Here is a 15,248-nt window from a genome sequence, read left to right as displayed (position 1 = left end):
GTGTACGGCGGCTGCCATGACTTTCGTCCGCGCCTGCCTGTTCAATCTCTGTTTCGTCACGCTGACGGTCGTGATGGGCATTGCCGCCCTGCCGATCCGCCTGTTCGCCCACGGCTTCGCCCTGCGCTACGCCAAGCTGTGGACCCGCCTGTCGGTGGCGGCCCTGTGCCGGATCTGCGGGATCAGGGTCATCGTCACCGGGCGCGAGAACCTGCCCGCCGGTCAGCCCTGCCTGCTGGCGTCCCAGCATCAATCGGCCTTCGACACGCTGGTCTGGATGAACTTGGTGGACCGGCCCGCCTATGTGATGAAGGAAGAACTGACCCGCATTCCGCTGGTCGGGCCGATGCTGCTGCTGGCCGGCATGATTCCGGTGCGCCGCACCGACGGACCGAAGGCCCTGCGCGCGCTGCTGGCCGCGACCGGACAGGCGGCGGCGGACGCGCGGCAGATCGTGATCTTCCCCGAAGGCACCCGCACCCGCCCGGGCGAGAAGGCACGGCTGCATCCCGGTATCGTCGCCATGGCCAACCATACCGGCCTGCCGGTCATTCCCGTGGCCACCGATTCCGGTCTGCGCTGGTCGCGCAACGCCTTCTTCAAACGTCCCGGCCCGATCCATATCGCCATCGGCCCGGCCCTGCCCCCCGGACTGGGACGGGCCGGGATTCTTCCGGCCATCTCAGCGGCATGGGACGAACTGTCCGGCCGCTTCGGAAAAGCTCCATCCGAGGACAACCCTGTGGATAACTCTGTGGGCGTTCCCGTCATCGATCAGGACGGCCTGCAACCCCCGATTTGACGATCACGGTACTCGGGTCCGCCGATCGACCGGCACGGCGCCACGCGGTCCCGACAGGCAACGTGCCGAAATTCGGACAAATCCCGTATTTTTCAACGCCTTTCCGGAATCCCGCGCCAGAATCGGGCCGGTCCCCCGGCGCGGCCTTCCGCACCCTGCGGCTGCCGCGCGACATGGGCTGCCGGTCCTGTGGATAAATTTTGTCCCCCGCCCCTTCCTCTCCTGTGCCCGGACAATATGAAAGATTTGTGAATCAAGCTCTTCGCCGCCATCCGCAAAGTGCTTTATCAAGGCGCGATGCCCGGTTCAGTCCCCTTTTTGCATCGCCTGCGCCGAAGCCCGTCGGCCGGCCGCCGGGTGCGCCGCGCCGGACTGGTCCTGGGGTGCGTGGCCGCGCTGGACGGGCTGTGCTGGCTGGCCGCGCAGCGGGTGATGGACAGGGCGCTGGATGGCTGGACCACGCGCCTCGCCCGGCAGGGCTGGAGCGTGCAGGCAGGCCCCAGGGCACGGGGCGGATCGCCGCTGACGGCGCGCATCACGCTGCGGTCCCCCCGCCTGCACGGACCGATCGGCCGGCGCAGCGCGGCCTGGGGCGCGGACGGGCTGGCGATATCGGTTTCATGGCTGCATCCCGGCACCTTGCGGGTCGGACTGATCGGGACGCAGGCCCTGCGCCTGTCCGGCCCGGACCGCGCCGGCCTGCTGGCCCTGCGCGGCCGGGGCCAGGATGCGGACATCACGCTGCCGCTGGCCCTGCGGCCGGACGCGCCGGGGGGACAGGCCGCATGGTCGGCCCGGCGGCTGGATGTGCGGGTGCTGGACCCGGCGGGGCACGAGACCGGCTTCCGCCTGGATGGCGTGCAGGGCCACGGATTGTGGAACGACCAGGCCGGCCCCGACGCCAGCCGGCTGGCGCTGGCCGTGACGGCCGACCGGGTGGACCTGCCGCTGAACTGGCCGCTGATCGGGTCCATGCCCCCCACGCTGCCGGACCCGCGCCGCCTGCATGACGCCGGCGTGGAGGTGGCGTTCCCCGGTCCCACCCCCGGCGACCCATCGGCGCATATGCTGCTTCAGGACGCCCACGCCACCTGGTCCACCCTGTCGCTGCATCTGGTGGGACACGCGACCCTGCCGCCTACGGGCGGCCCGGACGGCACGTTCACCCTGTCCCTTACCGGCATCGGAACCACGATCCACGCGCTGGAACAGAGCGGAACGGTCCCCCGCGACCTGGCACGCGCGGTCACCGCACTGGACCGCTGGGCCGCCGAAACCGGCGCGGACGGACCCGCCGGTCCCTCGCCCGCCACCCCGGTGCTGAGCGACCGGCGCCTGGACCTGCCGCTGCGCCTGCGCGCGGGCGGCGTGTTCCTGGGCACGCTGCCAATCGGCAGCATCGCCGACGATCTGCCCTGACCTGAGAGGGGGTGGGCGCCCGCCTAGCGCCGACCGCCCTGCGGGCCCAGCGCGTCGCGCAGGGCCGCGACTTCGCGGCGCAGCCGTTCCAGTTCCTCTTCCATCGTCTCGGGTTTCACCGCCCCCGGCGATGCATCCCCGGCCGCGTGAGCGTTCCCATCGGCGAAAGACGGCGCGTCCGGCCGCGCGGCGGGACCGGGTGCCGGCGCGTCGGGCGCGGGCTGGTACATCGACACGAACATGGACAGCGCCCGGTCCATCATCGCCATGTTCTGCCGCCCGATCTTTTCCATTTCAGGCGGCAGGAAGGTTTCCATCGTCCGCTCCATGGTGCTGCGGATCTGCTTCTGGCTGGCGGCGAACTGCTCCATCATCTGGTCCAGATAGTCGGGCACCAGCCCCTGCATGCTGTCGCCGTAGAAGCGGATCAACTGCCGCAGGAAGGTCGCGGGCAGCATGGCGCGGCCCTTGGTCTCTTCCTCCATGATGATCTGGGTCAGGACCGAACGGGTGATGTCGTCGCCGGTCCGCGCGTCATAGATCACGAACTCCTTGCCACAACGGACCATATCGGCCAGCGTATCGAGCGTGATGTAGATTGAGCTTTCGGTATCGTACAGGCGTCGGTTCGCGTATTTCTTGATGACGATCGGGGCGACCGGGCTGTTGGCATCCGGCAATATACCCTCCATCAACGGGGCTGGGCCACATGCGGCCAAAGTGAAAGCGGCCCGTCGGACGACGAACGGCAATGCAACGGGAATGACATATCGAAGTTCGCGACCGCGATGCAATCGCCACGGCTACGACATGCGGGTCACGGAGGATAGCATGACCGGCTTTCCGGCGCACGATGCCTTGACGCACCCCCGCGCACCCGCCCCGCCGAAATGACCCGGTCCGACCCGCCCGAGGACCCGCCCGACCCGGCGGCCCTGATGCGCGACTGGCTGGCGATCTGGCACAGCGAGGCCACGGCCCTGCGCCTGGACCGCGAGGCCGCCGAGACCATGCAGCGCCTGACACAGCACATCGCTCAGCAATTCGCCCCCTTCTGGACCGGCCATGCCCCGCCGCCCGCCTCGCCCGAAACGGACCCCGGAACGCCCCATGGCGACGCCCACGCCCGCCCCCCCGCATGGCCCTTCCCTGGGCCCTTCCCTGGGCCCTTCCCCGGACCAATCCCCTGGGGAACAGCCCCCGCACACGGTGGCCCCGGGCCCGATGCTGCGCCGGGGTCCCCGGCCGCTGGCCCTGCACCTGTCGGGCGCGCTGACCTCGATGCCATTCGCGCGCAGCTCGACCGGATCGAACGACGGCTCGACCAGCTCGAAGACCGGCTTTCCGCTTCCGCCCGGCCTGCCGGGGGGTGATCCCGCCGCCCTCGACCCGGTTTTCCTGGCCGGAGTGGCCGCCTATCGCCGCCACCCCTACCAACGGGTGGACCCCGCGCCGCCGCCCGTGCTGTGGGCGCAGGGCGATATGCGGGTGCTGGACTACGCCCCCACGGGCGGCCGGCCGGTCCTGTTCGTTCCCAGCCTGATCAATCGCGCCTATGTCCTGGACCTGATGCCGGGGCCGGCGGCAGGCGGCGTGTCGATCCTGCGCGACCTGGCCGCGCGCGGACTGCGGCCGCTGCTGGTGGACTGGGGCTGGCCGGGCGAGGCGGAACGGCGCCTGGATTGCGCCGGCTACGTGACGGAGCGGCTGGAACCCGCCCTGGCCGCGATCGCGGCGCAATGCGGCGGCCCGGTCACGCTGGCGGGCTATTGCATGGGCGGGCTGCTGGCCGTGGCGGCGGCCCAGCGCCGGCCCGGCCTGGTGCGCGCACTGGCCCTGCTGGCCACGCCGTGGGACTTTTCCACCCTGCCCCCCGGCACGGCCGGCGCGCTGGCACACATCATCGCCCCCTATGCGGGCCTGATGGCGCTGACCGGGACGGTGCCGGTCGATGCGCTGCAGACCGCCTTCGCCGCCATCGATCCGCCGGGAATCATCCGCAAGTTCCGCCGTTTTGCCGACATGGCGCCGGACGACCCGCGCACCGCGCTGTTCGCCGCGATGGAGGACTGGCTGGGCGACGGAGTCCCGCTGGCCGCCCCGGCCGCCATCGCGTGCCTGCGCGACTGGTACGGCGCCAACCAGCCGATGCGCGAGTGCTGGCAGGTCGGCGGCACGACCATCCGGCCCTCCACGCTGGCCCTGCCGACGCTGGTCGCGATTCCGGAACGCGACAGGATCGTCCCGCCCGAAAGCGCGCGCCCCCTGGCCGCCCAAATCCCGCACGCCACCGAACTGCCGGTCGCGGGCGGCCATGTCGGCATGGTGGCCGGCCCCCGCGCCCGCGACCTGCTGGGGGCCCCGCTGGCCGCGTGGCTGCTGCGCCATGGCTGACAAAACGCATGGAAGGCGCCGCACGATCCTGTAGGATTCCATTCTGAAACAAGGATGGTATCCATGATCCCTGCCCCGGACCCGACACCGCGCGTGGCCTTGGTGACAGGCGGCACGCGCGGCATCGGCGCGGCCGTCAGCCGCGCCCTTCGCGACGCCGGCCGCCGGGTCGTGGCGACCTACGGCACGAATGTCGAACAGGCCCGCCATTTCGAAGCCGAGACCGGCATCCGCGCCGTTGCCTTCGACGTCGCGGATCTGGAAGCCTGCGCCGACGCCCTGGCGCGGATCGCGGAACGGGACGGCCCGGTCACCATCCTGGTCAACAATGCCGGCATCACCCGCGATTCCACCATCGGCCGCATGACCCGCGCCGCCTGGGACGACGTCATCGACACCAACCTGGGCGGGGCCTTCAATCTGTGCCACCTGGCCATGCCCGCCATGCGGGCCCAGGGATTCGGCCGCATCGTCAACATGGCCAGCATCAACGGCCAGACCGGCCAGTTCGGCCAGGCGAACTACGCCGCGTCCAAGGCCGGGCTGCAGGGCCTGACCCGCGCCCTGGCGCTGGAAGGCGCGCGCCACAACATCACGGTCAACACCGTGGCGCCCGGCTATATCGACACCGCCATGCTGGAAACGGTGCCGCCGCATATCCTGACCGGCATCATCGACCGCATCCCGGTCGGGCGGCTGGGCACGCCCGAGGACGTGGCCCGTGCGGTGACGTTCCTGACGGCGGACGAAGCCGGGTTCATCACCGGCTCCACCCTGTCGGTCAACGGCGGCCAGCACATGCCCTGAGGCTGCTTCAAGAGCCTGTATTCCTTTTTACCGGAATGCATCCTTCTCCCGCCTCAGGCGGGCGAACGTCGCCACGTCGGGGGCGCGCAGGAACGGGTTGGTCTGTTTTTCCAGCCCCAGCCGCACCGGCACGGTCGGCCGGGCCTCGGCGCGCAGGATGTCGATTTCCGCCACCCGTGCATGCAGCGCCGCGTTCTCCGGTTCGACTTCCTGCGCGAAACGGGCGTTGGACAGGGTGTATTCATGCCCGCAGCAGATCAGCGTCGCATCCGGCAGCGCGGCGATCCGGCGCAGCGAGTGGAACATTTCCTCGGCCGATCCTTCGAACAGCCGCCCGCAGCCCAGGCTGAACAGCGTGTCACCGCAGAACAGCGCCGGGACCAGGGGAAAATGGAACGCGATATGGCCGCGCGTATGCCCAGGCGTTTCCATCACGGTGCCGATGGCCCCGCCCAGCGCGATGTCGTCGCCCTCCGCCACCGCCTGGTCCAGCATCGGCAGACGGTAGGCATCGGCGGCGGCGCCGGTCACGATCGCACCGAAGCGCTTGCGCAGCGCATCGGTCGCCGCCACATGATCGGCATGATGATGCGTCAGGAAAATCTGGTCCAGCCGTCCACCCGCCTCCTCCACCGCCGTGACCAGGGGCGCTTCCTCGGCCGGATCGACCAGCGCGGTCGCGCCGCTGTCCTCGTCACGCAGGAACCAGGCATAATTGTCGGTCAGGATCGGCACCGGGCGGATCGAAAGTCCCATGATCTGTCTCCATCTCGCAGGGCACGCCCGTTCCATGCCGCGCGACGGCCGGGGGCACTTCCCTTCAACGTTTGTCCTGACAGGGCGTGATGCAAGTCGATATTCGCGCCGCCGCACGATTCTATGCCAGCCGGCCGGGGGAAAACACGGCCCGGCTGCTGCGCCAGCGGCTGCAGGCCTTCTGGCCGCATACCGGGGGGGATCGAGTACTGGGGCTGGGCTATACGCTGCCCTTCCTGCCGCTGTGGTCCCGGCCGGATCGCGGGCTGTGCGTTTCCGCCCGCCTGGATACGGCCGTCACGCGCGAAGCCCCGTCCGAGCGCGCGGCCGGCATCCATGACTGCCTGGTGGACGAGGGCCGCCTGCCCTTCCCCGAGCTGCATTTCGACCGCGTGGTGCTGGTCCACGCCCTGGAAGTCACCCACCGGCCCGACGACCTGATCCGGTCGGTCTGGAAGGTGATGAAGGATGACGGCAGGCTGCTGCTGGTGGTGCCGAACCGCGCCGGCTGGTGGGCCCATTCGGACGATACCCCGTTCGGCCAGGGCACCCCCTTTTCGCCCCGCCAGATCACCCGCCGCCTCGCCCATGCCTTCCTGCGCGCCGAACGGCACGACGGCGCGCTGTTCCTGCCGCCGGTCGCGGCCGCGCTGCGGCGCCTGGGCGCCGTCACCGAGGCCGTCGGCCACATGCTGCTGCCCGGACTGGGCGGGGTATTCGTGATCGAGGCGGTCAAGGACGTCTATTCCGGCGTCCCGGCCGCCCCGGCGCTGATCCGCGCCCCCCGCCGGATCTACGAACCCGGCCTGACCGCCCGATCCTGCGCCGGCCGCCACGCCGCCCGCCAGGGCGACCCGTCCGCCAAAGCAGGCTGACCGGCGGCGCGATCCGTGCCACACTTCGCGCCAGACGGGGCCCGGACCGGCTGGACCAGCCGGGACCGATGCTTGACCGTTACACCCGAACGCTTCATGAACCTCGGCCCATGTCCCTGATCCAGTCCCTGAAACTCGTCCTCGCCCGGCCGCACCCGGCCGCGCGTCCCTTTCTTCTCGCGTCGGGCGCCGCCGCCCTGGCGGGCCGGGCCCTGCCCTGGCGTCCGGCCCGATGGCTGGGCACCGCCAGCGGCCTGTTCTTCGGGTTCTGCCTCTATTTCTTCCGTGACCCGGAACGCGTGCCGCCGGTCGATACCCACCTGGCCCTGGCGCCGGCCGACGGCCATGTCGTATCGGTCGAGAAGGTCGTTCCGCCCGACTCCCTGGACATGGGCGACGTCCCGGTATGGCGCGTCGCCACCTTCCTGTCGGTGCTGGACGTGCATGTGAACCGCATGCCCGCCGCCGGCACGGTCACGCGGGTAGCCTACCACCCCGGCCAGTTCCTGAACGCCAGCCTGGACAAGGCGTCCGAGCTGAACGAGCGCAACGCGCTGCGCCTGACCCTGCCGGACGGGCGGAACATGGCGGTGGTGCAGATCGCGGGACTGATCGCCCGGCGCATCCTGTGCGACGCCGAGGAAGGCATGACCTATGAAGCCGGCGAGCGGTTCGGCCTGATCCGCTTCGGATCGCGCACCGACCTGTATCTGCCGCCGGGGGTCGAACCCCTGGTCACGGTGGGACAGACGATGGTCGGCGGCGAAACGGTCATGGCGCGTCTCTGACGCCGATGGATTCCCCCAACGTATCCCCTGGCGGCCCGCAGGACATGCCGGCGGTCCCGGTGCCCGAAGCGCCGGCGGCCCTGCGCCGGCCCCGGCGGCCGGGCCGCAGGCGGCGGCCCCGGGTTCGCGGTCCGTCCTTCAACCGGCTGATCCCCAACATCATGACGATGCTGGGGTTGTGCGCCGGGCTGACGGGCATGCGCTTCGCGCTGGACGAGCGGTTCGGCGACGCCGCCGTCGCGCTGCTGATCGCCGCGTGCATCGACGGGCTGGACGGGCGCATCGCCCGGCTGCTGCGCGGCACCAGCCGGTTCGGCGCGGAATTCGACAGCCTGTCGGACTTCCTGTGCTTCGGCGTGGCCCCGGGATTCGTGCTGTATCTGTGGGCCCTGCGTGACGCCGGGCGCTACGGCTACCTGCCCTGCATCATGTTCACCGTATGCATGGCGCTGCGCCTGGCGCGCTTCAACGCCAGCCTGGACGATACGGACAAGCCCAAATACGCCAGCAGTTTCTTCACCGGCGTTCCGGCCCCGGCCGGGGCCGGGCTGGCGCTGTTTCCCGTCTTCCTGGGGCTGGAAGCCCGCAAGCTGGGGTGGGACGGCATCTACGCCATCACGCGCCTGCCCCTGCTGCCGGCCCTGACGCTCAGCGGCACGGCGTTCCTGCTGGTGTCCACCCTGCCGGTCTGGTCGTTCAAGAATTTCAAGGTGCCGTCGGCCTACGTGCTGCCGCTGATGCTGGGCACCGGTGCCTATGCCGCGGTCCTGGTGGCCGATCCGTGGGGCGCGCTGGCCGCGGCCGGGGTCATCTACATCGCGCTGCTGCCGCTCAGCCGCCGCAGCTTCCACCGCCTGAAGCGCGAGGCGCAGGATCTTCAGACCGAGGACGACAGCCCGGATTCCGCCACCCCGGCCTGACCGGCGACGTCGCGCTCCAGCACCCGCGCCAGCCCGGCCAGGATCGCCGCCGGCGAGGGCGGGCAGCCCGGCACCGTCATATCCAGCGTGGCGCGGCCTTCCAGCCCGCCCAGCACGGCGTAATTTTCGGGAAACGGGCCGCCATCGATCGCGCAGGCCCCGACCGCGACCAGCGCCCGAGGCTCGGGCATGGCATGCCAGGCGGCTTCCAGCACCGGCGCCATGGCCCGCGTCAGCGGACCCGTCACCAGCAGCACCTCCGCCAGGCGCGGCGTCGCCACGAACGCGATCCCGGTGGCCGGCAGGCCGTAGGCCGCCCCGTCCAGCGCCGCGACCTCCATCGCGCATCCCTCGCACCCTCCGGTCTCGACATGAAAGACCGCCAGCGGCCGCGCGCCCGTGACGGGCAGGCGAACGGCCGGGCGCCGGCCCGCCAGGATCGCGCGCAACAGGGCCATGGTACCCTCCCTACAAATCCGCCGCGGCGGCGGACAGGCCGAACGACCGGACGATCATCGCCACGTCATCGGCATCCGCGCCCGCTAGCACATGCTCCAGCGCCGCGACATGTGCCAACGCCGGATCACGCACATGGGCCGCCCGCACCGCGCCGCCTTCCATCCTCACCCAGTACCACACCGCGCCGCGCGGCCCTTCGGCACAGCCCACACCCTCGCCGTCGCGGCGGGGCGGCGTCCCGGTTCCGGGCAACGGCCCGTCCGCGCCGGCGGATTCCAGGATGCGGACGCTGCCGCCGATCTCGGCCAGGCGCAGGTCGATCCGCGCCGCCACGTCACCGGCGCGGCGCACCCCGGTATCCAGCCAGCCCAGGCGATAGCCCGGCACCAGTCGGCGCAGGTCTTCCTCCCGCGCCGAGGCCCGGCCGGCCACCCCGCCGACGCCCAGCATCCGGGCCGTGTGCTCGCCCAGCACGCCGCGCCCCACCACCCGGGCCTCCAGGCCGGGCCAGTCCCGGCACCGCCCGACGACACGCATGCGGCCCCGCACCAGGTCCGCCACCTGTCGGGCCACGGCCGCGATCGCGGCTCCGTCCTCGGCATCGCCGGCCCCGGCATGCCCGTCCGGGCCCTCCGGCCGCACCAGATCCATCAGCAGCCGATGCCCGAACATCCGGCCGCACAGATCCATGACGCTCTCGCGCAGGTATTCGCATTCCGCCGCCAGCGCCGTCGCCCCGGCTGCCCGGGCGGTGCGGGCGACGTCATGCAGATGGGTCGCCACCCGCTCGATTTCCGCCAGCAGCACGCGGCAGCGCTCGGTTCCGGTGCCGACCATGCTGTCGGACGCGGCCTCGATCGCCCGGCACAGGGCGGATTGATGGGCGACCGACGCCCCGGCCGCCGCCCGCCCGGCCAGGCGCACCGCCGCCGGGGCATCCAGCCCGCACAGCCGCGCCATCACGCCGCGATGGGCATAGCCCAGCCGCCATTCCGCCCCCCCGACCGTATCGCGCCCCCCCAGCGCCAGACGCAGATGGCCCGGCGTGTGGTGCCCGCCGTCGGCCGGCCCGATACCCAGGATGGTCCCTCCGCCGGGCTGGGGCCGGAATTCCGGCGGATCGGGCGGCCAGGATACCGGGCCGGGCCGGGGACCCAGCGGCCAGGTCGCCGTCCAGACCCCATGATCCAGCCAGGGGCGCGTATCGCGCGCCTCCATCGCCTCGAACCCCCACAGGTCGTGTACGCACCGTTCCGGCAGCGACGCCGCCGGGCGCACGCCGGACAGGCCCAGGTAACGGCCGCCATAGGGGGCCACGCTGGCGACCAGCACCCGCTCGCCGCCCTCCAGGAACAGGGCATGCACGTCCTGTCCGTCGGCCCACAGCCCCACGAAGGGCAGCGGATCGCGGGCCAGCGTCGCGACCAGGTCGCGCCAGCCCTCTTCCTCCAGCCGGAACCGCCATGCCCCGGCCTCGGCCTCGCCCCGCCGGATCAGCGCGGCCGCGCCGCCACCGGGCGCGAAGGGTCCGTTCGGCGTCATCGCACCACCAGCCCGACCAGCACCGCCATGCCGGCCAGCAGCAACCCGGTCACCAGCCATGCCACCGGCTCCTCGCCCGGGGGCGCGGCACGGATGGACCCGCGCCCCGCCACCACGGCCGCAACCAGCGGCACCAGAAGCAGGGGGGCCGCGTCACACACCGCGACCAGGGTCAGCACCAGGCCCCCGAAGGGCAGGAAGGGCGGACGCAGCGACCACGCCGCACCGCGCACGCCCAGCGGCGCCGACAGGGCGGCCGATGCCAGCAACGCCACCATTCCCGCCATCCCGGACCGGCCGCCGGCCCCCGCTGCCACCGCCGCCAGGCCGATCATGCCCCCCAGCGCCAGCCGGGCCGCCCGCGCGGGGGACGCGTCCCGCATCGGCAGGACCATCAGCCAGAGGGTCACGATGCCCAGCAGCATCGTCCCTGTCCCGTCCGGCCCCGCCACCAGGTGCCGCAGCACGGGAATGGCAGTCATGACCGGTGCCAGCGCCATGGCGGCCGGGGCGTCCCCGGCCACCATGACGACCGGTGCCGCGGGCCCCAGCCCCGCCACCGTGCCCAGCCCCACGGTCAGCAGCACACCGCCCAGGCCGTCCAGCCGCCCCGCCGCGTCCGGCGTCGCGACCAGCAGCACCGCCCCCGGCACCGCCAGCAGAATCCCGGACAGGTTGAGGCGGAACGCGTCCCAGCCCAGCCGCGCCGCGCCGCGTGTGGTGGCGGTGGCCAGCGCCGCCAGCATCGCCACCCCGCCGACCGCCACCGCGCCGGATAGCGGGTCCGCGCACGCCGTCGCCACGGCCGACCCGCCGGCCAGCCCGTGCATCAGCGCCATCGTCCCCCGCGACGCCCCCGTGACCGTCCCTGGGGACACCCCCATGAACGCCCCTGGCGACGGCGACAGCATGACCAGGACCAGCGCCAGCAGCGGCAGGGGCAGCAGCACGCGCAACAGCCCGGACGGCACGGCGAAGGGCGTCGCCGGCCATGCCCCGCCCACGCAGGCGGCCAGGACGGCCAGCACCAGCCCGACCGCCGCCAGGCCGATCGAAGCGGCGCGGACCGAGGGTCGCGGACAGGCCGCCAGCATCGCCATCGACAGGAAGGGCCAGCACAGCGCCAGCGGCATCAGCAGCGGCGCGGCATTCATTCCATGCTCCTCCACGCGATCCGGCGCAGGCAGACGAACGCCACCAGCATCAGCGCCGCCTGCAGCACCACCACACCAGCCAGCATGCCCCCCCGTCCGGACAGGCCCGCCAGCAGCATCAGTCCGTTCACCGCCGCCGCCAGACCCGCGCATTGTCCCACCACCGACCGCCGCACGGCCGCCGCCAGCACGCCGCACAGAATGACCGTCAGCGCGGCGATCAAACCCGGTCGCGTCGCCATGTCGACCAGCCCGCGCGGCACCGCGACAACCGCCAGGACCGTCAGCATCAGCCCCGCGCCGACACCCACCGCGCGCTCCCGCGCGGTGGGCGGATCGTCCTCCAGCCGCGCCAGGCCCCAGGCCAGGGGCAGCACCACCGCCAGCACGCATACGGCCGCCAGGCACGGAAGCAGCGGTGCCGCCGCGTCCGATGCCGCGGCCAGCAGCGCCAGGGCCACCAACCCCCCGTGCCACAGCAACGCCGCCCCGCGCCCCCCGGACAGGACGACCGACACCACGATCAGCACCCCCAGCAGCAGCGACAGCATCACCCGAACTCCCGCCCCGCGAACAGGACCACCACCGCCAGCAGCGCGAACAGCACCGACAGGACCAGCCGGGCCCGCTGTGCCCGGACCGGGGCCAGCACCACCACCCGCACGGCCACGATGCCGGCACACGCCACCCCGACCCGCGCCAGCCACGCCGCCACCGCCCCCAGCAGGGACAGCGGCGTGGCCGCCCCGCCGTCCACGGGCACCAGGCCGCCGGGCCAGGCAAGGTCCCCCGCCAGCGTGATCCAGGCCAGCAGCGCCATGTCCCGCGCCAGTTCCAGCGCCGCCCGGTCCCGGCCGCCCAGATCGGCCAGCAGGTCCGCCGCCCGGGCATCGTCGCCCGGCCCGATATCCGGGCCCGCCAGCAGCAGCGCCACGGCGGCCAGGATCAGCGGCGTCCGTGCCCCGTCCATGTCCGGGTCATGCATGCGGGTCAGGATGGCATCGATTCCGCCATGGCCCGTCGCCAGCACCGCCCCCGCCACCACCAGGGGAAAGACCGTCTGCATCACCGCCAGCGCGGCGCCGGTGGCCGCCGCCGCACGGCCGGACCGCGCCTGGCCCGCCGCCAGGGCCGGCCCCAGCAACGCCAGCCGGACCAGCACCAGCAGGCCCGCGACCAGCAGCAGGTCCGACAGGCCGGAACCCGGCAGCCCCAGCGCGAAGGACGGCACCAGCGCGCACGCCGCCACGGAAGCCGCCAGCGCCAGGGGCGGCATGACGTCCGCCATGCCGGCCGCGCGCAGTCCCCGCTGCCGCGCCAGCGCCAGAAGCCGGCGCCAGCGCATCCGCACCGGCATGGGCCGATCGCCGCCCAGCCGCGCCGCGCCCGCCGCCACCACACCGCGCACGACCGGCGCCAGCGCCACCATCATCGTCACATGCACGGCCAGCAGCACGCACCCCAGCAGCAGCCCGATCATGGCCGGCCCCACATCCGCGCCAGCGCCGCGACCGCGATCCACAGCAGGACCAGGATCATCGCATGGCGCGCCGCCTGCGCCGCCGCCCATTCCGTCAGCACCCGGCCCCATCGGCGGCACCAGCGCCCGGCCCGCACGCCCCGCCGTACCACGCCCCGCGCCGGCCGCGTGGCGTCCAGGATCGCGTCGATCTGGCTGACGAACAGCGCCGGCCCGGCCTGCGTCGCGGCATCGCCGAACGGCATCCAGGGCGGCGAAGGGGGCGCACCCTCGGTCCAGGCCGCGACCGGACGGGATGCCGGGATGCCGGCCAGACGCGCCGCCGCCAGGACCAGCCCCCCCGCCAGCAGCAGAAGCAGCACGATCCCGGCCGGATAGAACACGCCATCCCCGCCCGGCGCGACCAAGCCCAGCCAGGGCGGTCGCGCACCCGACGGAACCATGCGCGCCAGTCTGGGCGCCAGTCCGGGCACCAGTCCGGCCGCCTGCCACCCCGCCGCGCGCGTCAGCCACAGCCACAGCCCCGGCACCAGGGACAGCGCCCCCGCAACACCCAGGCAGGCCAGGGGCACACGTAGCGCGGCGGCGGCGCAATCCACCGCGCCGGCGGCACGCGGCGTGCGCGGCCGGCCCAGCACCACGCAGGCCACCAGCCGCAGCGTGGCCAGCATCATCAGCCCGGACACCAGCCCCACCCCGCCCAGGGCCAGCAGGGGCGCGATTTCCCCCGCCAGTCCCTCCGCCCGCGGCAGGGCCAGCAGGGAGTGCACCACCAGCCAGAGCACGGCGAAGCCGGCCAGCGGCGGCAGGCCGCACCCCACCGCCAGCGCCAGGACCAGCACCCCGGACGCGCGCGGCATCAGCGCGGCCAGCCCGCCCGCCCGGACCAGGGCCAGCGGCCCCGCCGCCGCCGCGATGTCCCGCAGGACCAGCAGCACCGCCAGCATCGCCATGCCGACCCCGCCCAGCAGCAGCACCAACGCGCGAAACGCCCCCAGCGCCAGCAGCGGCAGGTCATCCGCGCGCCCCACCACCACCAGCCCGACCAGCAGCAGCCCCAGCCCGCCCCATGCGGCCAGCAGCCCGGACAGCACCCGCGCGGCATCGGGCGCCGTCAGGGCCCGTGCCCCCCCCGCCAGCGCCGCCAGCAGCCCCACGGCCGCGACACCCCCGCCCCACGCCGCCCCGACCGGGGCGGCGGGCCAGTCCACCAGCATCCGCACCGCCAGGCAGCACCCCGCGACCAGCCCCGCCAGGTCCCGGACCGACGCGGGCGCGACATGCCGCGCGCCGGACAGCGGACGCGGCGACAGGCCCATCAGCGCCGCGGCCGCGACCAGCACGGGCCCGGGCAGAACCGACAGGCGCCACGCGTCCCCGCCCGACAGCAGGGCCGTCCCCAGCGCCACCGCCGCCACGCCCCATGATCCGCTTGCGGGGGCCCCTCTGGGGCCGCCCCCGGGGCCGCGCGGCAGAACCACCAGCGCGGCGGCACCGACGCAGAACAGGACCGGATTGCCGGTCGCGACCGTCAGGGCGGCGCAGGCCAGCCCGGCATCCCGCGCGCCGGACATCAGGCCGAACAGCGTCAGGACCAGCAGGAACGGCAGGGACATGGCATCGACATGCAGGATGGCCGCGCCGAACCGCGCGTCCCCGCTGGCCGGAAAGCACGCCAGCGCCAGCCCCGCCAGCAGGGCCAGCCCCCATCCGGCCCGCAGCGCATGACGGCCCACGGGCAGCGTCGTCAGGCTGGCGAGCAGCAACCCCGACAGGACAAGAGTCAGAAAAAGCGGAAGGATGCGCCCAATCCCCGAATCACGGGCCAAATCACGGCACGATCAAACCACGC

General features: G+C 73.1%; 16 protein-coding genes. 7 read left to right on the top strand and 9 right to left on the bottom strand.

Annotation, left to right across the window (positions count from 1 at the left end; translation table 11 throughout):
• Positions 1–16: 16 nt before the first annotated feature.
• Both GDIA_RS15385 and GDIA_RS15380 read left to right on the top strand, forming a co-directional pair.
• Complete coding sequence (locus GDIA_RS15385; protein ID WP_012227781.1) at positions 17–802, top strand: lysophospholipid acyltransferase family protein; 786 nt, start codon at positions 17–19, stop codon at positions 800–802.
• 297 nt (positions 803–1,099) lie between these two features.
• A complete protein-coding gene (locus tag GDIA_RS15380; protein WP_012554733.1) occupies positions 1,100–2,221 on the top strand; it encodes a DUF2125 domain-containing protein in 1,122 nt (373 codons plus the stop codon).
• A gap of 23 nt (positions 2,222–2,244) precedes the next feature.
• Here GDIA_RS15380 and phaR read toward each other — a convergent pair whose 3' ends face one another.
• Both phaR and GDIA_RS19380 read right to left on the bottom strand, forming a co-directional pair.
• Positions 2,245–2,901, bottom strand: a complete 657-nt coding sequence (gene phaR, locus GDIA_RS15375) for a polyhydroxyalkanoate synthesis repressor PhaR (protein ID WP_012554732.1) — start codon at positions 2,899–2,901, stop codon at positions 2,245–2,247.
• A gap of 123 nt (positions 2,902–3,024) precedes the next feature.
• Complete coding sequence (locus GDIA_RS19380; protein ID WP_162013731.1) at positions 3,025–3,288, bottom strand: hypothetical protein; 264 nt, start codon at positions 3,286–3,288, stop codon at positions 3,025–3,027.
• Between the two features lie 157 nt (positions 3,289–3,445).
• On the opposite strand from GDIA_RS19380, the gene GDIA_RS15370 reads away from it, so the two are divergent.
• Both GDIA_RS15370 and GDIA_RS15365 read left to right on the top strand, forming a co-directional pair.
• Positions 3,446–4,615 (top strand): alpha/beta fold hydrolase, encoded by a 1,170-nt coding sequence (locus GDIA_RS15370; RefSeq protein WP_050935072.1) that lies wholly within the window; start codon positions 3,446–3,448, stop codon positions 4,613–4,615.
• A gap of 63 nt (positions 4,616–4,678) precedes the next feature.
• Entirely contained in the window at positions 4,679–5,422 is a 744-nt protein-coding gene (locus GDIA_RS15365) for a 3-oxoacyl-ACP reductase (protein WP_012554730.1), read from the top strand.
• A gap of 27 nt (positions 5,423–5,449) precedes the next feature.
• On the opposite strand, the gene gloB is transcribed toward GDIA_RS15365, so the two are convergent.
• Positions 5,450–6,178, bottom strand: coding sequence for a hydroxyacylglutathione hydrolase (gene gloB / locus GDIA_RS15360; protein ID WP_012554729.1), 729 nt, complete (start codon positions 6,176–6,178; stop codon positions 5,450–5,452).
• 89 nt (positions 6,179–6,267) lie between these two features.
• Here gloB and GDIA_RS15355 point away from each other — a divergent pair, with 89 nt between their 5' ends.
• The 3 genes from GDIA_RS15355 (at position 6,268) to GDIA_RS15345 (ending at position 8,761) form a co-directional block, all read left to right on the top strand.
• A complete protein-coding gene (locus GDIA_RS15355; RefSeq protein WP_012554728.1) occupies positions 6,268–7,053 on the top strand; it encodes a methyltransferase domain-containing protein in 786 nt (261 codons plus the stop codon).
• Between the two features lie 110 nt (positions 7,054–7,163).
• A complete protein-coding gene (locus tag GDIA_RS15350) occupies positions 7,164–7,841 on the top strand; it encodes a phosphatidylserine decarboxylase (protein ID WP_012227791.1) in 678 nt (225 codons plus the stop codon).
• Between the two features lie 44 nt (positions 7,842–7,885).
• On the top strand, positions 7,886–8,761 hold the full coding sequence (locus GDIA_RS15345; RefSeq protein ID WP_012554727.1) for a CDP-alcohol phosphatidyltransferase family protein: 876 nt from the start codon (positions 7,886–7,888) through the stop codon (positions 8,759–8,761).
• On the opposite strand, the gene GDIA_RS15340 is transcribed toward GDIA_RS15345, so the two are convergent.
• From GDIA_RS15340 to GDIA_RS19805, 6 genes are read right to left on the bottom strand one after another with little or no spacing between them, the layout of a single operon-like run.
• Positions 8,719–9,219 carry an NADH-quinone oxidoreductase subunit B family protein gene (locus GDIA_RS15340; protein ID WP_012554726.1) on the bottom strand — a complete coding sequence of 167 codons (501 nt, stop codon included), beginning with the start codon at positions 9,217–9,219 and terminating at the stop codon, positions 8,719–8,721. The genes GDIA_RS15345 and GDIA_RS15340 overlap by 43 nt on opposite strands.
• Positions 9,220–9,229: 10 nt before the next feature.
• Positions 9,230–10,822, bottom strand: a complete 1,593-nt coding sequence (locus GDIA_RS15335) for a hydrogenase large subunit (protein WP_144880074.1) — start codon at positions 10,820–10,822, stop codon at positions 9,230–9,232.
• Complete coding sequence (locus GDIA_RS15330) at positions 10,759–11,916, bottom strand: hypothetical protein (protein ID WP_012554724.1); 1,158 nt, start codon at positions 11,914–11,916, stop codon at positions 10,759–10,761. Before GDIA_RS15330 ends, GDIA_RS15335 begins: the two co-directional genes overlap by 64 nt.
• Entirely contained in the window at positions 11,913–12,467 is a 555-nt protein-coding gene (locus GDIA_RS15325) for a hypothetical protein (protein ID WP_012554723.1), read from the bottom strand. Before GDIA_RS15325 ends, GDIA_RS15330 begins: the two co-directional genes overlap by 4 nt.
• Positions 12,467–13,396, bottom strand: a complete 930-nt coding sequence (locus GDIA_RS15320) for a hypothetical protein (protein ID WP_012554722.1) — start codon at positions 13,394–13,396, stop codon at positions 12,467–12,469. Before GDIA_RS15320 ends, GDIA_RS15325 begins: the two co-directional genes overlap by 1 nt.
• The gene (locus tag GDIA_RS19805; RefSeq protein WP_012554721.1) at positions 13,393–15,225 is read right to left on the bottom strand and encodes a hypothetical protein; all 1,833 of its coding nucleotides are present in this window, start codon (positions 15,223–15,225) and stop codon (positions 13,393–13,395) included. The genes GDIA_RS15320 and GDIA_RS19805 overlap by 4 nt, the downstream gene beginning before the upstream one ends.
• Positions 15,226–15,248 lie beyond the last annotated feature (23 nt).

The organism is Gluconacetobacter diazotrophicus PA1 5, assembly GCF_000021325.1.
Lineage (GTDB): Bacteria > Pseudomonadota > Alphaproteobacteria > Acetobacterales > Acetobacteraceae > Gluconacetobacter > Gluconacetobacter diazotrophicus.
The sequence above is the reverse complement of the archived record's forward strand: the minus strand, read 5'-3'. Positions and strand labels throughout refer to the sequence as shown.